The following is a 21153-nucleotide window of genomic DNA, read 5'->3' on the forward strand; positions in this document are numbered from 1 at the left end:
TTGATGAATTACCTCAAGGTCGCTTTGGTGTTTGCACTCGCATTTGGGGTGAATCTGGTAGCGCCTGGCTTGCTGGCGCATATCTCGCATTTGGGCGAGGCAGAAGCCGCCATTGCCGCCACCTTGTGGTGTTTGGGTTTGTTTCTTTTGTTTGGTTGGGCGTGCAGCAAAGTGGCGGATGGCACACTGTTTCCGAGCTTTACGTTGCAGTTGCTCATCGGCATCGTCTTGCACGATGCGCTGGCGCCGTTGTCGGCGCAGCTGGTGTTGTCGGTGGTCGTCTGCACGGCCTTGGCCGCCATCATTTTGAAATCGGGTGGGGATGAAATTGCGCGCCAAGATTTTTTGAAAATTGCGTTTCCAACTTTGTTGATTGCCACCGTGGGCTACTTGGTGACGTTTTTCATCATGTTCCCCGTGCTGATGTGGCTGGGCTTGGACAGCAAGACAGCGGCACTCTTGGCCGCCATCATTGGCTCTACCGATCCTGCTGCGTTGATCCCCACGCTCAAGACCTTGGCGTTCAAACCCCAGTACAAACAAGTGTCCAACTTGTCGGTGGCTGAAAGCGCGTTGAACGATGCGGTGGGGGCCATCTTTACCGGTGCCATTGCCGCCATGATTTTGGGTGGCGTCAACATTGACAATGTGGGCGCATTGGCGACGGGGCTGTTCAGTGGAGACAACTTACGTTTGCTGGCCGCACAGTTTGGTTTTGGCGTGATCGCGGGTGTCGTCGGTTGGTTGGGCATGTATGCGTTTGAGCGCTACAAATCCAAAAGCAACGCGGCAGGCAAGTTGGATGAACCGTATGACTTTGCGCTGGTGTTGGCTGTGCCTTTGGTGACGTTTGTATTGGCACAAATGATTCATGGCAATGGTTTCTTGGCTGCGTTCATCGCAGGCTTGCTGGCCAACTTCAACCACGGCACGCATTACTTTCATGGCTTGCTGCACAGCCTCGAAGTGAAGCTTGAAAGCGTGGCCAAGCCCACCATCTTCATGATGGTGGGGCCGTTCGTGGCCCTGCAACAGTTGGCTGATACGGCTTTGTTGGGCTTGCTGGTGTCTTTGGCCTTCATTGTTTTGGCTCGGCCTGTGGCGGTGTTCGTGTCCTTGCTACCCACATCCATCAGCCGCCAAGAAAAATTATTCCTGTGTGCCGTGCGCGAGACCGGGGTGATTCCCGTCGTCTTGGCTGTAGTCACGGTGGCCCAATTTCCAGAGATGACCCAACTCATGCCCTTGACCGCTTGGGTGGTGATTTGGACCTTGACCTTGCTTCCTGCGCTGACCCCTTGGTGGGCCAAAAACTTAAACATGATTGAGTAACTTATGAAATCCAAAATCATCATCGCCCGTCCCATTTTTGAAGCAACCTTGGCGCGCTTGCGCGAGCATTTTGAGGTGACCGATAACCAAGCTGACACGCCATGGACCAAAGCTTCTTGGACCCAAGCGTTGTCGCAGCACGTGGGTGCACTCACCACCGGTTCTGACCCAGTGGACGCAGAGGTGCTCAAGGCGTGCCCTCAACTCAAAGCCGTGGCCAACATGGCTGTGGGTTACAACAACTTCGACGTACCAGCCATGACCGCCCAAGGCGTGCAAGCCAGCAACACACCCGATGTGTTGACCGAAACCACGGCCGATTTTGGCTTTGCGTTGTTGATGGCTACTGCACGCCGCATCACCGAGAGCGAACACTACCTGCGCCGTGGCGAGTGGACGCAGTGGCGCTACGACATGTTTGCCGGTGCTGAAGTGCACGGCAGCACCATTGGTATTTTGGGCATGGGGCGTATTGGTCAAGGCATTGCGCGCCGCGCCGCACACGGCTTTGGCATGAAGGTGATTTATCACAACCGTTCACGCCTGAGTGCTGAGTCTGAAGCCGAATGCAAAGCCACGTATGTGAGCAAAGAAGAACTGCTCAAAACTGCAGACCACGTGATGTTGGTGGTGCCTTACAGCGCCGCGTCGCATCACACCATTGGCGCGGCAGAGTTGGCGCAAATGAAGCCCACGGCCACGCTCATCAACATCGCACGCGGTGGCATCGTGGACGATGCTGCTTTGGCGGTGGCCTTGCGCAACAAGCAAATTGCAGCCGCTGGCTTGGATGTGTTTGAAGGCGAGCCCAAAGTGCATCCCGATTTGTTGACCGTGCCCAATGTGGTCCTCACGCCGCACATTGCCAGTGCGTCGATTCCCACACGCATGGCCATGGCGAACTTGGCAGCAGACAACCTCATCAGCTACTTCACCCAAGGCAAATCGTTGACGCCTTTGAACACGGTGGCTGCGTGATGGAAATTTGGATTGCAGTTGGTGTTGGCGCGTTCAACGCCTTGCTGTTGGTTTTGCTGTTGCGCCGCCCCAGTGGCAACAACGAAGCCGCCGCTTTGGCTTTGCAGCAGAGCCTGCAAAGCATGCATGAAAAGCTAGAGCGCATCGAGCGCGAGCTGCGCACAGAAATTACCGAATCCTCACGCGGTGGCCGCCAAGAGCTGACGCAAAACCTCGCGCTGTTTCAGCAAAGCCAAGTGCAGCAACTCACGCTCATGCAAAAAAGCATTGGCGACACGCTGAACCAACAGCTCCAGCAGCTGCAAAAAAGCAATGCCGACAAGTTGGATGAAATGCGTCGCACGGTGGATGAGAAGCTGCAAACCACGCTTGAGAAGCGTTTGTCTGAAAGCTTCAAACAAGTGGCGGAGCGCTTGGAGCAAGTGCACAACGGCCTCGGGCAAATGCAAAAACTGGCTGACGGTGTGGGCAGCTTGCAGCGCGTGTTGACCAACGTCAAAACACGCGGCATGTTTGGCGAGGTGCAACTCGAAGCCTTGCTGGAACAAGTGCTCACGATTGAGCAATACGCCAAGCAAGTCGAAACCAAACCCCGCAGCAACCAACGTGTGGACTTTGCGATTCGCTTTCCAGGCCGAGGCGGTGCAGACGGCGAACCCGTGTGGCTGCCGATTGATGCCAAGTTTCCCCGTGAAGACTACGAGCGCTTGCTCGACGCGCAGGACCGCGCGGATGGTGTGGCTGCTGAAGTGGCAGCCAAAGCTCTGGAAGTGCGCATCCGCACCGAAGCCAAGAGCATTGCCGAGAGCTACCTCGCGCCGCCGCACACCACCGACTTTGCCATTTTGTTTTTGCCCACCGAAGGTTTGTATGCCGAGGTGTTGCGCCGCCCCGGTTTGATGGACAGCTTGCAGCGCGACTACCGCGTCACCCTGGCTGGCCCCACCACCTTGCTGGCCATGCTCAACAGCTTGCACATGGGCTTTCGCACATTGGCGTTGGAGCAGCAAGCCTCTGAGGTGTGGAAAGTGTTGGGCGCCGTCAAAACCGAGTTCGAACGCTACGGTGATTGGGTGGAGAAGGTGCGCGAGCAAGTGCAAAAAGCCGCTGACACCTTGGACCGTGCCGACACGCGCAGCCGCCAAATGCGCCGTGCTTTGAAAAACGTCGAAGCCTTGCCCGAAGGCGAAGCGCAAGCCTTGTTGCCCAAGTTTGACGATGCCTTGGAAGAATCGGACGTGAAAGCGGACGCCAAAGTTTGAAACGTGAACTCGCCAAGTTGATTGCAGGCCAGGTGTGCTTGCATGCTTGCATGGCGGGCATGCGCATGGCCGCACCCTTGATGGCCTTGCGCAATGGCCAAAGCGAAGCTGCCGTTGGTTTTTTGCTGGCTATGTTTGCTTTGACCCAAGTGTTCTTGGCTTTGCCTGCAGGCCGTTATGCCGACTTGCACGGCTTGAAGCGCCCCGTGATGTGGAGTGTGCTCATGGGGGCTACGGGTGCAGGTGCTGCGGCGTTGTGGCCCACTTTTGCGGTGCTGTGTTTCAGTGGGTTGATGACGGGCGGTGCCACGGGCATTGCCATCATCGCTTTACAACGCCATGTGGGGCGTGCGGCGCAAGGTTTGACGCAAATGAAACAAGCGTTCAGTTGGCTGTCGATTGCGCCTGCGTTCTCTAACTTCATTGGCCCGTTCATGGCCGGTTTGCTGATTGACCATGCTGGCTTTCAATGGGCGTTTGCCGCCATGGCTGCGTTGCCTGTGATGGCCTGGCTGTGGATACGCCAAGCACATGAGTTGCCCAAGGTGGTCAAGCCCGAAGGCCATGAGAACAACAGCGCTTGGGATTTGTTGAACGAGCCCATGTTTCGGCGCTTGTTGATGGTCAATTGGTTTTTGTCGGCGTGCTGGGATGTGCACACCTTTGTGGTGCCCATCTTGGGTCACGAACGCGGTCTGAGTGCTTCGGCGATTGGCTCTATCTTGGGCGTGTTTGCCTTGGCCGCCGCCTTCATTCGCATGATGATGCCCTTCATTGCGGCGCGCTTGCATGAGTGGCAAGTGGTCACCGGTGCGATGCTGATCACTTCGTTCATGCTGGCGGTGTACCCCTTCACTGAAACAGCTTGGTTGATGGGCGTATGTTCGGTGTTGGTGGGCTTGTCGCTAGGGGGCGTTCAGCCCATGATCATGAGCACCTTGCACCAAATCACGCCAGAGCATCGGCATGGCGAGGCTTTGGGTTTGCGTTTGATGGGCATCAACGCCTCCAGCGTGCTGATGCCCATGGTGTTTGGTGCAGCAGGCACCGTCATTGGCATCAGCGGGGTGTTTTGGTGTGTGTCGGCGGTGGTGGGCTTGGGCTCACGCAGCGCGTATCAGCTCAGAGTTCATAAAAAGCACGGATAAATTCCCATGCTTCTTCGACGCTGTCGCTGTATTTGAACAACTCTGCATCTGCCGCAGAAATCACGCCTTCTTCAATCATCACCGAGATGTTCAGCAAACGCTTCCAATAACTGCTGCCAAACAAAACAATCGGGACGGGCTTTGCTTTTTTGCATTGCACCAAGGTCAGCGTTTCAAAGAGTTCATCCATGGTGCCGAAGCCGCCAGGAAATGCCACCAAGGCTTTGGCGCGCATCATGAAGTGCATCTTGCGCAGCGCAAAGTAATGGAATTTAAAACTTAGTCCTGGGGTGATGTACGGGTTGGGTACTTGTTCGTGCGGTAAGGCAATGTTCAAACCAATGCTCATACCGCCAGCTTCGGATGCGCCACGGTTCGCGGCCTCCATGATGCCGGGGCCACCGCCTGTGCAGATGTAAAACTTGCGGCCATTGAGCCGGTCTGCACTGAATTTGGTAATGAGGTGCGCCAGTGCCCGAGACTGCTCATAAAAGCGGGCGTTACGAACCAAGGTTTCAGCTTCGGTGATGGCTTGCGCGTCGTCGCTTGTACGCGCTTTGAGCAAGATGCGATGGGCTTCCTCTTCGCTTTTGAAGCGCGCACTGCCAAACACCACCACGGTGTGTTCGATGCCCAAGGCCTGTTGAGCCAAGTCTGGTTTGAGCATCTCGAGTTGAAAACGAATGCCACGCGTTTCACGGCGCAGCAAAAATTCAGGGTCTCCAAAAGCGAGTCGGTTTGATTCCGGGGCGAGCGTGTCACCTGCAGGGGTTTGCGCTTTGAGCGTTTCCCAAGCTTCTGCAATTCTTCGGTCGTGAGGGTCAAGCATTCCATCCATAGCGCTATGTTAGCGGCTCGCTTGATGTGACCATGAAAAAAGGCTCCCGAAGGAGCCTTGATTTGCTAAACCGTTGAAGGCTTAGACGCGCTTGCGGTATTCGCCGGTGCGTGTGTCGACTTCAACTTTATCGCCTTGGGCCACGAACAAGGGCACAGCCACTTCGAAGCCTGTTGCGAGTTTGGCGGGCTTCAACACTTTGCCTGAGGTGTCGCCTTTGACGGCTGGCTCAGTCCAAGTGATTTCGCGCACGACGTTGGTAGGCAATTCGACAGAGATGGCTTTCTCGTCGTAGAACACCACTTCGAGTTCCATGCCGTCTTCGAGGTAGTTCAAGGCGTCGCCCATGTTGCTGGCTTCGACTTCGTATTGGTTGAAGTCAGCGTCCATGCACACGTACATGGGGTCAGCGAAGTAAGAGTAGGTGCAGTCTTTCTTGTCCAAGATGACTTGGTCCATCTTGTCGTCGGCCTTGAACACGACTTCGGTGCCGAAGTTAGCGATCAAGCTTTTGAGTTTCATGCGAACGGTGGACGAGCCACGACCGCCACGTTGGTATTCGGTGCGCAGGACAACCATCGGGTCCTTGCCGTGCATGATGACGTTGCCAACGCGGATTTCTTGAGCGGTTTTCATAGTTTGGATGTTTTCTAAGAGGTATGTGGCCCATGCAGCTCAAGCTGCGCTGGGATTCGCAAAGCCGTCTATTTTAGCGTTTTTGGGCCACAAAACCTAGCAAAGTGGTGGTGAGGTCGCTTTGACTTTGTAAACGGTGCTGCGTTCGGTTGCTCCAATCATGCCAATCCTCAAGGATGGCGCGGGATAGCGTCGGAAGTGGGCCGGTTTCCACACCATTCCAAACCGCATGAAATTTCCTCAAAAGTAGTGGCATGTCGAGCGCGGCTTCGAAGGCATGTAGCTTGTCATGGTGGGCTAAATCGTCTTGAGGGTAGATGTGCCACACCAACGGCTGGCCCGCCCAAAGGGCGCGTACCAGTGAGTCTTCGCCACGGACGAAATTCAGGTCACAGGCCCACAGCAGGTGGTCAAAGTCGGTTTGGCTGAAATAGGGCAGTTGGCTGATCTGCAACTGATCTGTGCCTGTAGTGGGCATGTTCAGCGCTTGTGTGGCTGCCGTCACCGCTGCACTGGGGCGGCCTTGGGCCACCAGTAGGCGCGTGGGTTCATCGGTTTGGCTTAGTTGATTGAGCAGCGATGGCAAGGCGGCTGGTTCGTAGCAGAAGAGGCTGATGAGGCGTTCGTTGCTTGCTATCGGCGTGTCCAGCGGCAGGGCGTTGAGCCATTCCGTGCGGTCAAACGCGGCTTGGCGTGCGGCTAAGTTTGGCTCGCGCAGCAAGCCGCCCGTGTCTGGCGTGAAGCCCGGAAAGAAAAACCATTTGGTCATGCCGCGTGCAGGGCCGCTCATCACGGGCGAGGCTAAGCCGTGCGAGCGCGCCACATAGCGCTCGGCGCTGAGGTATTCGAGGTTGATCCACACGGACGGCGGGCCTTGGACCATGAGGGTTTGAAACGCTTCCGGCAGTTCGCAGCCAAAGGCTTCGATCACCACATTGCCCACTTGGAATGCGGCATCTTGAGCCAAGGCTTGAAGCGCTGCCTCCGTCGGCCAAGCGCGCACCTCAACGCCCGCACAACCTTGCGGCGCCATCCATACCAAGGCAGAGGCGTCGTCGACCCACAAGCGCACGGCGTGACCGCGCTGCGCCAAGTCAGCGCACAGCCGCCAGCACACGCCGAGGTCACCGTGGTTGTCGATGACGCGACAAAAAATATCCCAGTGCAGAACGGGTAATGAAGAGGTGTCTGGTTTCACGCCTCAGATTGTCCACAATACAGACATGTCCAAAACTTCTTCAGACGCTACGCCAGAAAACACGGCTCCGCGCCACCCGCCCGAGCTGTTAGAGCTGGTGGCCAGCTTGCCTGCGTTGCCCGGCGTGTACCGCTACTTTGATGCGCAAGAGCAGGTGCTGTACGTGGGCAAGGCCATCAACCTGAAGAAGCGGGTGTCTAGCTATTTCCAAAAGGACCACGGCGGCACACGCATTGGCCACATGGTCAGCAAGATTGTGCGCATGGAAACCACGGTGGTCCGCTCTGAGGCCGAGGCCTTGCTGCTGGAAAACAACCTCATCAAAACGCTCAAGCCCAAGTACAACATCTTGTTTCGCGATGACAAGAGCTACCCGTATTTGAAAATGACGCGCGGCGTGCCAGTGAAAATCAATGACGCTGCAAAACCGGCTGCATCGCCAGTCGGTTTGTCCAGCCCCGACATGGCCAACTCCAACACGGGCAATCACCTGAGCGTGAACCCCCAACAAGTGCCTCGCGTCGTGTATTACCGCGGCGCCGTGGACAAACGCCACGACTACTTTGGCCCATACCCCAGCGTGTGGGCGGTGCGCGAAGCCATTCAGCTGTTGCAAAAAGTGTTTCGCTTGCGCACCTGCGAAGACACGGTGTTCAACAACCGCACGCGCCCCTGTTTGCTATTTCAAATCAAGCGTTGCTCGGGGCCATGTGTGGGCCTCATTTCTGTGCCTGATTACCAGCGCGATGTGGACAGCGCCATGCGCTTGCTGCGCGGTGAAACCCAAGAGGTGATGGGCAGCATCGAAGCGCGCATGATGGCGCACGCTGAGAAGCTGGAGTTTGAACAAGCTGCCGAACTGCGCAACCAAATGAGCGCGCTCTCCAAAGTGCTGCACCAACAAGCGGTGGACACCGTGGGCGACCAAGACGTGGACATCCTCGCCGTCAAAGTGCAGGGTGGCAAAGCCTGTGTCAACTTGGCCATGGTACGCGGTGGCCGCCATTTGGGCGACCGACCTTACTTTCCTGTGCATGTGGACGATGCTGAGCCTGCAGAAGTGTTGGAAGCGTTTTTGAGCCAGCATTACTTGGATGTGCCTGTGCCGCCCGCACTCATCACCAGCCATGCGGTGGACAAAGAGCTGCTGCAAGCGTTGACCGAACAAACGGGCGTCAAGATCACCGCCGTGCACAACCCGCGTGAGCAACGCCGCGTGTGGCTAGAAATGGCGCAACAAAACGCGGACATTCAACTGGCCCGCTTGTTGGCTGAAGAAGGTTCGCAACAAGCGCGCACGCGTGCGTTGGTGGACGCGCTGGATTTAGCGCCCGAAGATTTAGAGCAGTTCCGCGTGGAGTGCTTTGACATTTCGCACACCTCGGGCGAGTCCACCCAAGCCTCGTGCGTGGTGTTCCATCACCACAAAATGCAAAGCGCGGAATACCGCCGCTACAACATCGACGGCATCACCGGTGGTGACGACTACGCCGCCATGCGCCAAGTACTGGTGCGTCGCTACAGCAAACTGGCCGAGGCTGTGCGTGCGGGCGAGGGCAAGTTGCCCGACCTCGTGCTGATCGATGGCGGCAAAGGCCAAGTCTCGATGGCGCGTGAGGTGTTTGAGTCGCTCGGGCTCGACCTCTCGCGCATCGTGGGCGTTGAAAAAGGCGAGGGCCGCAAAGTGGGCTTGGAAGAACTGGTGTTTGCTGATGGCCGCGAGAAGGTGTACCTTGGCCGTGACTCGGCTGCCTTGATGTTGGTTGCGCAAATTCGCGACGAGGCCCACCGCTTTGCCATCACGGGCATGCGTGCTGCACGCGCCAAGGTGCGCGTGGGCGGCAGCAAGCTCGAAGAAATTCCGGGCGTGGGTCCGAAGAAGCGTGCCAAGTTGTTGCAGCGCTTTGGCGGAGCACGCGGTGTGGGCGATGCCAGTGTGGCAGACCTGTGTACCGTAGAAGGTATTTCAGAAGACTTGGCACAAACGATTTACAACGCGTTGCGCTAAGCGTGAATACGTGTGCCGTTTATGCGTGTGCCGTACAGGCACGCGCTTGTAGCTTATGGCTTTACGACTTCCAACAGTCGGTCTAAGCCGCCTTCATTGATCGCCACCATCGCTTGCTCGCGTACCTTGGGTTTGGCGTGATACGCCACCGACAAGCCAGCTTCGCCCATCATGGGTAAATCGTTAGCGCCATCGCCCATCGCAATCGCCTGTTTGGGGCTGATGCCCATTTGCGTGCAGATGTGCAGCAGCATCTTGCGCTTTTCTGCGCCGTCACAAATGTCTCCCCAGTCTTGCATCACCACTTGACCCGTCAGGTGACCGTCGGCAATGTCGAGCAAGTTGCTGCGTGAAAAATCGATGTTCAACATCTCGCACACGCGGTCGGCAAAGAAGGTGAACCCACCGCTGACCAGCAGCACTTTCATGCCGTGGGCTTTACAGGTATCTACCAAGTTTTTTGCACCAGGGTTCAAACGCAAACGCTGTTCAAACACCTCTTGCAAAGCCGACTCTGGCGCACCTTTGAGCAGCGCCAAGCGACGGCGCAAACTGTCTTTGAAGTCGGTGATTTCGCCGCGCATCGCCGCCTCAGTGATGGCCGCCACTTCGGCTTTGCGACCGGTGGCGTCGGCAATTTCGTCAATGCACTCGATGTTGATGAGCGTCGAGTCCATGTCAAACGCGATGAGTTTGAAGTCTTGGAGTTTCAGGGGGGCGGTGAAGCCTTGGATGACTAAGCCAGGAGCGAATTCTTGTTGCATAAATGAATTAAGACTTGAGATACAGATGGTCTGACCAAGTGGCCAACCAATAAGGCTTGAACGCCACAAAGATGGCGCACATCATGCCCGTGATGAACGCGTCACCCCAGGCCATGAGCCAAAACGCGATCAGCGACAAACCACTGGTCACATTGGGCAGTTCGTGGCCGGTCCACTGGGCCAGCAGGCTGGCTGAAAAGATGCACAGCACCGAGCCTAAAAAGCCTCGGCCCAGCACATACACAAACGGGTGGTGCGCTACCCAACGGCGCAACGCAGCGCCCAACAGCAGCGCAAAGGTGGCGGGCAGCAAACCTTGCCACACGATGAGGGCTGCAGCGGTGTCGATCGAGGTGGCCGATATCAAGGTGGTGGTGATGCCCACCGCCACAAGGGCCAGCACGGCCAAGGGCCAACCCAGCATGAGCGTGACAAAGGGCGCACCCGACCAATGCAGTTGCAGCGGCATGTGGTGCAAGCTGGGCAGCGCCCACAGCCACGGCAGCAGCACCAAGGTGGCGAGCAAGGGTGTGAGCAGTTCAGTGCCCACCAGCATGCGCCACGGCTTGAGCCACAGCGATGCAGTCAAGCAAGCCAAGATGACGGCGATTTCAAAGTCCATGCTTACGACTGGGCCTCTGCCGCTTTGGCCACGGGGGCGGTGGGTGTACCGAGTGAGCGCAACACATCGCGCACCATTTGTGCACGGGCTTGTGGCTCGGGCAGCTCGCGCTCGATGCGCAGGCGGTCGTTGCCTGCCAGTTTGATGTGCTTGTTTTTTTGCACCAACTCGATGATGCGCATGGCGTCAAACGGTGGGTTGGGCTTGAAGCTGATGTGGGTCACGCCCGGTGCCGCGTCTACCTTGGTCACGCCATAGCTGCGGGCTTGCACGCGCAGACGGTGCACGTCGATGAGGGTTTGCGCTTGCGCGGGCAGTTTGCCAAAGCGGTCCACGATTTCTTCTAGCAGTGCGTCGATTTGATCGCCTGTTTTGGCAGTGGCCAATTTTTTGTAGAACGACAAGCGCAGGTGCACATCGCCGCAGTAGTCGTCGGGCAGCAGGGCGGGGGCGTGTAGGTTAATTTCTGTCGTGGCACTCAACGGGCTGAGCAAGTCAGGCTCTTCGCCGTTCTTCAAGGCACGCACGGCCTCCGACAGCATTTCGTTGTAGAGCTGAAAGCCGACTTCCAGCATGTTGCCGCTTTGGTTTTCGCCCAGCACCTCGCCTGCGCCACGAATTTCAAGGTCGTGCATGGCGAGGTAAAAGCCTGAGCCCAGCTCTTCCATTTGTTGAATTGCATCCAAGCGTTGAGAGGCTTGCTTGGTCAGGCCTTGGGTGTCGGGCACCATGAGGTAGGCATAGGCTTGGTGGTGGCTGCGGCCCACGCGACCGCGCAACTGGTGCAGCTGTGCCAAACCAAACTTGTCGGCACGGCTCATGATGATGGTGTTGGCGCTGGGCACGTCAATGCCGGTCTCGATGATGGTGGAGCACAGCAGCATGTTGTAGCGCTGGGCCACAAAGTCGCGCATCACGCGCTCGAGTTCACGCTCAGGCATTTGGCCGTGGGCGACTGCAATGCGTGCTTCGGGCAGCAGCTCTTCCAATTGCGCGCGGCGGTTCTCGATGGTGGCCACATCGTTGTGCAAGAAATAACACTGGCCACCACGTTTGAGTTCACGTAACACGGCTTCGCGAATCACGCCATTGCCTTCGTTGCGCACAAAGGTTTTGATGGCGAGGCGGCGTTGGGGTGCGGTAGCGATCACGCTCAAATCGCGCAGGCCTTCGAGGGCCATGCCCAAGGTGCGTGGAATGGGCGTGGCGGTGAGCGTGAGCACATCTACCTCGGCGCGCATGGCTTTCATGGCCTCTTTGTGGCGCACGCCAAAGCGGTGCTCTTCGTCGATGATGAGCAAACCCAGGTCTTTGAACTTGACCGATTCGCTGAGCAGCTTGTGTGTGCCCACCACGATGTCAACTTGCCCCTCGGCCAAACCTTTGGCGGCGGCGGTGATTTCTTTGGCCGAACGAAAGCGGCTCATCTCGGCAATCTTGATGGGCCATTTGCTGAAGCGGTCCACCAGTGTTTGGTAATGCTGCTCGGCCAGCAAAGTGGTGGGTGCCAAGAAGGCCACTTGTTTGCCACCGGTCACGGCCACGAAGGCAGCACGCAAGGCCACCTCGGTTTTACCAAAGCCCACATCGCCACACACCAAGCGGTCCATGGGGCGTGGGCTGATCATGTCTTGCATGACAGCGTGGATGGCGGCGCGTTGGTCGGCGGTTTCTTCAAAGCCGAAGTCGTTGGCGAAGGTTTCGTAGTCTTGCGGCGAGTAGCGGAAAGGGTGGCCTTGACGCGCTGCGCGGCGGGCGTAAATATTGAGCAACTCGGCGGCGGCATCGCGCACTTGCTCGGCAGCGCGGCGTTTGGCTTTGTCCCATTGGGCGGAGCCGAGTTTGTGCAACGGTGCTTCGTCGGCACTCACGCCGGTGTAGCGGCCAATCAGGTGTAGCTGACTGACGGGCACATAGAGCACGGCGTTGTCGGCGTATTCGAGGTGCAAAAACTCTTGCAGCGCGGGTGAGCCATCGGCGTTCTTCTCGCCTAGGTCCATGTTGATGAGGCCACGGTAGCGGCCAATGCCGTGTGCGTTGTGCACCACAGGGTCACCGAGGTTGAGCTCGGACAAGTCTTTGATGAGCGCTTCGACATCGCTGACTTGTTCTTGTTTTTTGCGGCGGCGGGTGGTGGCACCGACAGCGAACAGCTCGGTTTCGGTAATCAGGTCGAGGCCCGCTTCGGTCCAGCTAAAGCCCACTTGCAGTGCGGCGGTGGCGATGCCGATTTTTTCTGCGCTGCCTTCGAACTCGGCCAACGAATCAAACGCAGGCGGGCTGACGTTGGACGAGCGCAAGAAGTCGAGCAAGCTTTCACGGCGGCCATCGCTCTCGGCCAAGATGAGCAAGCGGTTGGCGGTTTTGCCAGCGTGGGCTTGCAGCTTTTGCAGCGGGTCTGCCGCACCACGCACCACAGTGAGGTCGGGCAGGGTTTGGGCAAACGCGTTGTCGATCACGTCGGTGACGTGCGGGCGCAGCGCAAACTGCGCATAGCTGTTGGCCGAGGCGTAAAACTGCTCGGCGCTTAAAAACAAATGGGTGGGTGGCAGCGCAGGACGTTCGGGGTCGCCTTGCACGAGCCGGAAGCGGTCTTGCGTGTCTTGCCAAAAGCGCTGGAACACGGGCTCTAAATCGCCGTGCAACACCACCGTGGCTGAGGTGCCAAGGTAGTCAAACACCGTGGCCGTTTCTTCAAAGAACAAAGGCAGGTAGTACTCAATACCAGCGGTGGCCACGCCGTTGCCAATGTCTTTGTAGATGCGGCTCTTGGTCGGGTCACCATCGAGCATTTCGCGCCAACGGTTGCGAAACAGCGCACGCGCGGCATCGTCCATCGGGAACTCGCGGCCTGGTAGCAAGCGCACTTCGGGCACGGGGTAGAGGCTGCGTTGGCTGTCTGGGTCGAAGGTGCGGATAGAGTCGATTTCGTTGTCAAACAAATCGACGCGATAGGGCACCAGCGAGCCCATCGGGAAGAGGTCAATTAAGCCGCCACGCACTGCGTATTCGCCAGGGCTGACCACTTGGGTGACGTGGGTGTAGCCCGCCAATGTGAGCTGTGACTTGAGCTTGGCCTCGTCCAGCGCCTGCTTGACTTTGAAGTGGAAGGTGTAGCCCGCCAAAAACGCAGGCGGTGCCAAGCGGTACAGCGCGGTGGTGGCTGGAATCAGCACCACATCGGCGTCACCCTGCGAGATGCGCCACAAGGTGGCCAAGCGCTCGCTGATGAGGTCTTGGTGGGGCGAGAAGCTGTCGTAGGGCAGTGTTTCCCAGTCGGGGAAGAGCACGCAGCGCAAGTCGGGGGCGAAGAACGCCATTTCGTCTTGCAGGCGCTGGGCATCGACCGCATCGGCGGTGATGATGGCCACGCGTTGTTGTTTGGCTTTTTCGCGAATGCCCAACTGTGCGAGCAGCAATGCGTCCGCAGAGCCGACAGGGCGGGGCATGGCAAATCGTTTGCCGGGACTCAATGAGGGCAGATGCATTGGCGTAATTCTAGAATGGGGGCTGAGCTTTCTATTTGCTGAGGCTCAAACCTACTCAATGCCCTTACACACCCACCGTCCTCTTCGTTTTTTTGCCGTCATTCCTTGCGCAGGCTTTGGCAGCCGCGCGGGCACGGCCACGCCTAAGCAGTATCAAACCATTGCAGGCTTGCCCATGGTGGTGCATACGCTCAGGGCCTTTGCAGGCGTGGCACGCATGGCAAAAGGCGTGTTGGTGCTGGCACCTGATGATGTGCACATGGCGGGTGTGTTGGCTGCGCATCCACAGCCTTTGTTTGAAACCTCCCGCACAGGTGGTGCGACGCGGGCTGACAGCGTGCTGGCGGGCTTGCGTGAGCTGGTGAAGCAGGGCGGACAAGATACCGATTGGGTTCTGGTGCACGATGCAGCGCGTTGCTTGGTCACACCCGAACAAATCAATGCATTGATGGATGCTTGCCAAGACGATGCCGTGGGTGGTTTGCTGGCTCATAAATTGGCCGACACGTTGAAAGCCGAGATTCATGGCCGTGTGGCCCAAACGGTAGACCGCTCTGACAAATGGTTGGCGCAGACGCCGCAAATGTTTCGCTTAGGCGTGTTGCTGCAGGCCTTAGAACACACAGGTGCTGCAGTGACGGATGAAGCGAGCGCCATTGAGGCGATGGGTTTGAGCCCGCTGCTCGTGCCTGGCAATGCGCAAAACTTCAAGGTGACCTATCCCGAAGACTTTGCCTTGGCTGCTGCTATTTTGAATTCGCGTCGTTGACGCTTGATGGAAAGAACACACGATGACCGTACCCTCATTTCGAATTGGTGAAGGCTGGGATGTGCATGCCTTGGTGGAAGGCCGCCCGCTCATGTTGGGTGGTGTGCGTATTGAACACACGCATGGCTTGCTAGGTCACTCAGATGCCGATGTGTTGCTGCACGCCATCACCGACGCCTTGCTGGGAGCAGCAGCTTTGGGGGACATTGGCCGACACTTTTCGGACACCGATGCGGCTTACAAAGGCGCAGATTCGTGGGTGCTGTTGCAAAAGACGGCTGAGATGGTGCGCGCTGCTGGGTTTCAGATTGGCAACATCGACAGCACGGTGATTGCACAAGCGCCTAAGTTGGCGACACACATGCCCGCGATGTGCCAGCGCATTGCGCAGGCCTTGAATGTTGAGGTTTCTCGTGTGAACGTCAAGGCGAAAACGGCCGAAAAAATAGGCCCTGTGGGACAGGGCCTAAGCATGGAAGCTCGCGCAGTTGCGCTGATTTATTGATTGCTGGTAGGTTTGGGGCCTAAAGCAGCCAACCCTTCGACGACTTCGCGCACCACGCGGCGATGTTCTGGCTGAAGTGAGAAGTAGCGAGAAATCAACTGCTGATCAACCAGGTTGATGCGCTCGTCTTTCAGGCCTTCGTCGGTAGGGCGTGGTGGCGGTGTGCCGAACAACAGACCTTCTGGTGAAATTTTGAGCCACTTAGACAAAACCAGGAGTTTGTCTTGTTTGGGTATGGACACACCCATGAGCCAATTACGTGCAGCGTGGGAAGAGATGCCCTCGCCCCAGTAGCGCAAGTTGAACTCGTTTGCCACGACGGTTGCAGAGACTCGAATGCCTGCATCTTTGAGCGCGGCACGAAAACGGTCTGCAAATTTGCTGGTTTCTTTAGGGTAGGTTTGTGTCATACCTCTAAGGTAAAAGAGATTCAGGTTAATGTTGTAATTGTAAGTAGAAAAATACTCTTATTTAATTAATAAGAACTACAAATATCGCTGAATCTCTTTCGGTTTTTATTGCGCGACCCAGCCACCATCCATGTTCCAAGCAACGCCGCGGACGTTGTTGCCAGCTTTGGAGCAGAAGAAAACAGCCAACTCACCCAGTTCTTCGGGGGTGGTGAACTGCATTGAGGGCTCTTTTTCACCCAACAACAACTTAATGGCTTCGTCATTTGAAATGTTCAAAGCTGTGGCTTTGGCATCGACTTGTTTTTGAACCAGCGGCGTAAGCACCCAGCCCGGACAAATGGCGTTGCAGGTCACGCCTGTGGTGGCGTTTTCAAGCGCTGTGACCTTGGTCAAGCCAACGATGCCATGCTTGGCCGCCACATAAGCAGACTTTTGCGCTGAACCAACCAGGCCGTGAATCGATGCCACGTTGATGATGCGGCCCCAGTTTTGTTTTTGCATGTAGGGCAAAGCCAAGCGAGAAGTGTGAAAAGCGCTGCTGAGGTTGATGGCGATGATTGCGTCCCAACGTTCCACAGGGAAGTCTTCCACCGAGGCCACGTGTTGGATGCCCGCGTTGTTGACCAAAATGTCCACGCCACCAAAGGTGTCGGTTGAAAACTTCATCATGGCTTCGATGTCCGAGGCTTTGCTCATGTCTGCGCCGTGGTAAGCCACTTTGACGCCCAGTGCGGCCACTTCGGCCTTGGGGCCTTCGGCGTCGCCAAAGCCATTGAGGATGATGTTGGCGCCTTGGCGAGCCAATGATTTGGCGATGCCAAGACCAATGCCACTGGTGGAACCGGTGACCAAAGCTGTTTTACCGATGAGTGTGCGTTCAGACATTTTCAAAACTCCATGCATTACGATGAGAAACCTATAGACATTATGCGGTTCAGCGGCTTACATGAAACATAACGGAGAAACGCAGCGCGCTTCGCTCTTGAGCGCGTCGTTGCAAGACTTACCTGATCAGCCTGAGGCGTTGACGCGGGCGCGTGCCTTTGCGCAGCCTTTGCTGATGGGCGCCACGCTGGACACCGGTGAAGATGTGCTGGCGCATGCGGATGCTGTGGCTCAAATTTTGAGTGTGATTGGTGGCTCTGAAGCCATGCAAGCTGCCTGCTACTTGGTCTATGCCGCAGAGCACTTGCAAAAGCCAGAAGAAGTCATTGCCAAAGCCTTTGGCCCAAGCTATGCCGAGCTGGCTTTGGAAACCACGCGTTTGATTCGCGTGCAACGCCAAGCACGCGCTGTGGCGGCCGAATCGCAAGTGGCAGCTTTGCAAACCGAAAACGTGCGCAAGATGCTGCTGGCGTTCTCGCGCGATTTGCGCGTGGTGCTGTTGCGCTTGGCGTCGCGCTTGCAAACTTTGCGCTACTACGCCGCCAGCAAGCAGCCTGTGCCAAACAGCTTGGCGTATGAGTCCTTGCATGTGTTTGCGCCATTGGCGAACCGTTTGGGCATTTGGCAGATCAAGTGGGAAATGGAAGATTTGTCTTTCCGTTTCCTTGAGCCCGAAACCTACCGTGAAATTGCCAAGCTCCTCGATGAAAAGCGTGTGGAGCGCGAGAACTACATGGTGCAGTTGCGCGAAGACCTAGAGGCCGAACTCAAAACTCAAGGCATCACGGCGCAAGTGGCAGGGCGGCCCAAGCACATTTACAGCATTGTCAAAAAGATGCGTGGCAAGTCGCTCGATTTTTCACGCGTGTTTGACGTCCGTGCCTTGCGCGTGGTGGTGCCTTCGGTGCCCGATTGCTATGCTGCCTTGAGCATGGTGCACAGCAAGTTCTCGCCGATTGATTCGGAGTTTGACGACTACATTGCCAAACCTAAATCGAACGGCTACCAATCGTTGCACACGGTGGTGCGTGACGCGCAGGGGCGCCCGATTGAGATTCAAATCCGAACCCAAGAGATGCACGACCACGCCGAGCATGGCGTGGCGGCGCATTGGGCGTACAAAGAGGCTGGCACCAAAGGCTACGCGGGTGTGAGCGCCTCCGGCGACTACGACGCCAAGATTGCGGTGCTGCGTCAGCTCTTGGCTTGGGAGCGCGAGCTCTCAGCTGGCGCCCAAAGCCAAGCCACCACCGATGCCTTGAGCGACCGCATTTATGTGTTGACGCCAGACGCGGCCGTGGTCGAGCTGCCCCAAGGTGCAACGCCCATTGACTTTGCCTACACCTTGCACACCAACCTCGGCCACCGTTGCCGGGGCGCGCGCGTGGATGGCGCGATGGTGCCGCTGAATACGCAGCTGAAAAACGGCCAAACGGTGGAGGTGACCGCCATCAAAGAAGGTGGCCCCTCGCGTGATTGGCTCAACCCAGAGTTGGGCTTTTTGGCCAGCTCGCGGGCGCGTTCGAAGGTGCGCGCTTGGTTCAATGCCCAAGCCATGCAGGAAACAGCGGCCAAGGGGCGTGAGGCCGTAGAAAAGCTCTTGCAACGCGAAGGTAAAACAGCGGTGAAGCTGGATGACTTGGCATCTCAACTGGGCTTTAAATCGGCTGAGGCTTTGTTTGAGCTGGTGGGCAAGGACGAGTTTTCGCTGCGCAACATCGAAACGCTGCTGAACCCACCCGCCACGGTGATGGTGGCAGACGACTATGTGCGTTTGAAGAAAGCCAAAACGAGCGACAAAGCCTCTAAGAGTGGTGTCTTGGTGGTGGGCATTGATTCTTTGCTCACGCAACTCAGCAAATGCTGCAAGCCTGCGCCGCCTGATGAGATTCGTGGTTTTGTCACACGCGGGAAAGGCGTGAGCATTCACCGGGCTGATTGCGGCAACTTCCGTCAAATGGCACTGCGCAATGGCGACCGTGTGATTGAGGTGGACTGGGGGCAATCCGCTTCGGCGCAGGCCTTGGTGTATCCGGTGGATGTGAACATCGAAGCTTTAGACCGCCAAGGCTTGTTGCGTGACATCTCAGAAGTCTTTGCCAAAGAAAAAATGAACGTGATTGGCGTGCAAACCCAGTCTGTGAAAGACCTGGCTTGGATGACCTTCACCGTGGAAGTGGGCGATTCACGTCGCTTGCAAAAGGTGTTGGGCTTGGTGAAAGAGGTGCGCGGCGTCCGCATGGCAAAACGTCGCTGAAGTCTGCTATACTTTCAGCTTCGAACAATGTAGGCGCGTAGCTCAGTTGGTTAGAGCACCACCTTGACATGGTGGGGGTCGTTGGTTCGATTCCAATCGCGCCTACCATATTGTTCCCCGTCAAGCCCGGCACTGTTTGAACAGTACTGGGCTTTTCTCTTTCAACGGGAGCTGACTTCATGAGCAGCAAAAAATCGACCGCTTCAGATGACACGCAAGACCGCGTGATCAAGAAATACCCCAATCGCCGCTTGTATGACACCGCGTCATCCAGCTATGTGGCCTTGGCAGATATCAAACAACTGGTGATGCACAACACCCCATTTCGGGTGGTGGACGTCAAGTCAGGGGAAGACTTGACGCGCAGCATTCTGTTGCAAATCATCTTGGAGCATGAGTCGGAAGGCTCACCCATCTTGACCGAGCAGGTCTTGGCCAACATCATTCGCTTTTATGGGCATTCGATGCAAGGCTTCATGGGCTCTTACCTTGAGAAGAACGTGCAAACGTTCATGGACAACGTGCCACAGCTGCCCATCGTGCCCACACTGGTGAGCAGCTATGCCGAACAATTGCAAAAACAAACCGAACACATGATGGATGTGATGGGGCTGAAACGTAAATGACTGAAGTAACCACACCTAAAGTTGGCTTCGTGAGCTTGGGCTGTCCCAAGGCTTTGACCGACTCCGAATTGATCCTGACGCAACTCAGCGCCGAGGGTTATCAAACCTCTAAAACTTTTGCTGGCGCCGACTTGGTCATCGTCAACACCTGCGGCTTCATTGATGACGCTGTGAAAGAAAGCTTAGACACGATTGGCGAAGCCTTGGCTGAAAACGGCAAGGTCATCGTGACAGGCTGCTTAGGCGCGCGACAAGGCGAAGGTGGCTCTAACTTGGTGATGCAAATGCACCCCAGCGTGTTGGCGGTCACAGGCCCACACGCCACGCAAGAGGTGATGGACGCGGTGCACGCACATTTGCCCAAACCGCATGACCCATTCATCGACTTGGTGCCCAACAGCTTTGGTGAAGCAGGCGTCAAGCTCACACCCAAGCACTATGCGTATTTGAAAATCAGCGAAGGCTGTAACCACCGTTGCACGTTTTGCATCATCCCGTCCATGCGTGGCGATTTGGTGAGCCGCCCGATTGGCGATGTGCTCAAAGAAGCGCGCGCTTTGTTTGAAGGCGGCGTGAAAGAGTTGTTGGTCATCAGCCAAGACACATCGGCCTATGGTGTGGATGTGAAGTACGTCACCGGTTTCTTTGATGGCCAACCCATCAAGACGCGTACCTTAGAGCTGGCGCAAGCCTTGGCCAAGTTGGCTCAAACCTATGGCGCTTGGGTGCGACTGCACTATGTGTACCCATACCCGAGTGTGGATGACATCATTCCTTTGATGGCCACAGGCCATGTATTGCCGTATTTGGATGTGCCTTTCCAGCACAGCCACCCCGATGTGTTGAAGCGCATGAAGCGCCCAGCCAGTGGCGAGAAAAACCTTGAGCGCATTGCACGCTGGCGCGAGCTTTGCCCACAAATCGTGATTCGCAGCACTTTCATTGCTGGCTTTCCTGGCGAGACCGAAGAAGAGTTTGAGCATTTGCTCAACTTCGTGCGTGAAGCTGAGATCGACCGTGCGGGTTGCTTTGCCTACAGCCCTGTGGACGGCGCTGCGGCCAATGACATTCCAGGCATGCTGTCGCAAGAGGTGCGTGAAGCTCGCCAAGCGCGTTTCATGGAAGTGGCAGAAGAAGTGTCGATTGCCAAGCTCAAGCGCCGCATTGGCTCGACCATTCAGGTGTTGGTCGATTCAGCACCTGCTGGTGGCCGCAAAGGTGGTGTGGGCCGTAGCTACGCCGATGCACCTGAGATTGATGGCGTGGTGAAGTTGTTGCCACCTGAGAAGCTCAGCAAAGTATTGAAAGTGGGCGAATTCACCCGCGCCAAAGTGGTGGCGACAGATGGTCATGACCTTGTCGCATTACCGATTTAAATTCACAAAAAACAAAAGCCACCTAAAAGGTGGCTTTCATTTAACTTA

At 56.7% G+C, this 21153-nt stretch carries 18 protein-coding genes and 1 tRNA gene; 11 read left to right on the forward strand and 8 right to left on the reverse strand.

Going from position 1 to position 21153, the window contains the following annotated elements; genetic code table 11:
* Positions 1–3 precede the first annotated feature (3 nt).
* From QMG15_RS05350 to QMG15_RS05365, 4 genes are read left to right on the forward strand one after another with little or no spacing between them, the layout of a single operon-like run.
* Positions 4–1332 (forward strand): cation:proton antiporter, encoded by a 1329-nt coding sequence (locus QMG15_RS05350; protein ID WP_281789851.1) that lies wholly within the window; start codon positions 4–6, stop codon positions 1330–1332.
* Between the two features lie 3 nt (positions 1333–1335).
* Complete coding sequence (locus QMG15_RS05355; RefSeq protein WP_281789852.1) at positions 1336–2310, forward strand: D-glycerate dehydrogenase; 975 nt, start codon at positions 1336–1338, stop codon at positions 2308–2310.
* Positions 2310–3572: a DNA recombination protein RmuC gene (gene rmuC / locus QMG15_RS05360; RefSeq protein WP_281789853.1), complete on the forward strand. Its 1263-nt coding sequence runs from the start codon at positions 2310–2312 to the stop codon at positions 3570–3572. The genes QMG15_RS05355 and rmuC overlap by 1 nt, the downstream gene beginning before the upstream one ends.
* Positions 3569–4720 carry an MFS transporter gene (locus tag QMG15_RS05365; protein ID WP_281789854.1) on the forward strand — a complete coding sequence of 384 codons (1152 nt, stop codon included), beginning with the start codon at positions 3569–3571 and terminating at the stop codon, positions 4718–4720. The genes rmuC and QMG15_RS05365 overlap by 4 nt, the downstream gene beginning before the upstream one ends.
* Here QMG15_RS05365 and QMG15_RS05370 read toward each other — a convergent pair.
* From QMG15_RS05370 to earP, 3 genes are all read right to left on the reverse strand, one after another.
* Positions 4695–5558, reverse strand: coding sequence for a TIGR00730 family Rossman fold protein (locus QMG15_RS05370; RefSeq protein ID WP_281789855.1), 864 nt, complete (start codon positions 5556–5558; stop codon positions 4695–4697). The two genes, QMG15_RS05365 and QMG15_RS05370, sit on opposite strands and share 26 nt — an antisense overlap.
* Positions 5559–5639: 81 nt before the next feature.
* Positions 5640–6194 carry an elongation factor P gene (gene efp / locus QMG15_RS05375; protein ID WP_104800292.1) on the reverse strand — a complete coding sequence of 185 codons (555 nt, stop codon included), beginning with the start codon at positions 6192–6194 and terminating at the stop codon, positions 5640–5642.
* A gap of 73 nt (positions 6195–6267) precedes the next feature.
* Positions 6268–7392, reverse strand: coding sequence for an elongation factor P maturation arginine rhamnosyltransferase EarP (gene earP / locus QMG15_RS05380; RefSeq protein ID WP_281789856.1), 1125 nt, complete (start codon positions 7390–7392; stop codon positions 6268–6270).
* A 25-nt stretch (positions 7393–7417) separates the two neighbouring features.
* On the opposite strand from earP, the gene uvrC reads away from it, so the two are divergent.
* Entirely contained in the window at positions 7418–9400 is a 1983-nt protein-coding gene (uvrC, locus tag QMG15_RS05385; protein ID WP_281789857.1) for an excinuclease ABC subunit UvrC, read from the forward strand.
* A 53-nt stretch (positions 9401–9453) separates the two neighbouring features.
* On the opposite strand, the gene serB is transcribed toward uvrC, so the two are convergent.
* From serB to mfd, 3 genes are read right to left on the reverse strand one after another with little or no spacing between them, the layout of a single operon-like run.
* A complete protein-coding gene (gene serB / locus QMG15_RS05390) occupies positions 9454–10164 on the reverse strand; it encodes a phosphoserine phosphatase SerB (RefSeq protein ID WP_281789858.1) in 711 nt (236 codons plus the stop codon).
* A gap of 7 nt (positions 10165–10171) precedes the next feature.
* Positions 10172–10786, reverse strand: coding sequence for a hypothetical protein (locus QMG15_RS05395; RefSeq protein WP_281789859.1), 615 nt, complete (start codon positions 10784–10786; stop codon positions 10172–10174).
* Between the two features lie 2 nt (positions 10787–10788).
* Positions 10789–14274, reverse strand: a complete 3486-nt coding sequence (mfd, locus tag QMG15_RS05400) for a transcription-repair coupling factor (RefSeq protein WP_281789860.1) — start codon at positions 14272–14274, stop codon at positions 10789–10791.
* 58 nt (positions 14275–14332) lie between these two features.
* Here mfd and ispD point away from each other — a divergent pair, with 58 nt between their 5' ends.
* Entirely contained in the window at positions 14333–15043 is a 711-nt protein-coding gene (gene ispD / locus QMG15_RS05405) for a 2-C-methyl-D-erythritol 4-phosphate cytidylyltransferase (RefSeq protein ID WP_281789861.1), read from the forward strand.
* A gap of 22 nt (positions 15044–15065) precedes the next feature.
* Positions 15066–15548, forward strand: coding sequence for a 2-C-methyl-D-erythritol 2,4-cyclodiphosphate synthase (ispF, locus tag QMG15_RS05410; RefSeq protein WP_281789862.1), 483 nt, complete (start codon positions 15066–15068; stop codon positions 15546–15548).
* On the opposite strand, the gene QMG15_RS05415 is transcribed toward ispF, so the two are convergent.
* Positions 15542–15958 carry a hypothetical protein gene (locus QMG15_RS05415; RefSeq protein ID WP_281789863.1) on the reverse strand — a complete coding sequence of 139 codons (417 nt, stop codon included), beginning with the start codon at positions 15956–15958 and terminating at the stop codon, positions 15542–15544. The genes ispF and QMG15_RS05415 overlap by 7 nt on opposite strands.
* Before the next feature lie 105 nt (positions 15959–16063).
* Positions 16064–16846: a 3-hydroxybutyrate dehydrogenase gene (locus tag QMG15_RS05420; protein ID WP_281789864.1), complete on the reverse strand. Its 783-nt coding sequence runs from the start codon at positions 16844–16846 to the stop codon at positions 16064–16066.
* Between the two features lie 61 nt (positions 16847–16907).
* Between QMG15_RS05420 and QMG15_RS05425 the strand changes: the two genes are divergently transcribed.
* From QMG15_RS05425 to rimO, 4 genes are all read left to right on the forward strand, one after another.
* Positions 16908–19103, forward strand: a complete 2196-nt coding sequence (locus QMG15_RS05425; protein ID WP_281789865.1) for a bifunctional (p)ppGpp synthetase/guanosine-3',5'-bis(diphosphate) 3'-pyrophosphohydrolase — start codon at positions 16908–16910, stop codon at positions 19101–19103.
* 31 nt (positions 19104–19134) lie between these two features.
* Positions 19135–19211, forward strand: a tRNA-Val gene (locus QMG15_RS05430).
* A 71-nt stretch (positions 19212–19282) separates the two neighbouring features.
* The gene (phaR, locus tag QMG15_RS05435) at positions 19283–19729 is read left to right on the forward strand and encodes a polyhydroxyalkanoate synthesis repressor PhaR (protein WP_281789866.1); all 447 of its coding nucleotides are present in this window, start codon (positions 19283–19285) and stop codon (positions 19727–19729) included.
* Positions 19726–21105 (forward strand): 30S ribosomal protein S12 methylthiotransferase RimO, encoded by a 1380-nt coding sequence (gene rimO, locus QMG15_RS05440; protein ID WP_281789867.1) that lies wholly within the window; start codon positions 19726–19728, stop codon positions 21103–21105. The genes phaR and rimO overlap by 4 nt, the downstream gene beginning before the upstream one ends.
* Positions 21106–21153: the final 48 nt, after the last annotated feature.

This window comes from Limnohabitans sp. INBF002 (assembly GCF_027924905.1).
GTDB lineage: Bacteria > Pseudomonadota > Gammaproteobacteria > Burkholderiales > Burkholderiaceae_C > Limnohabitans.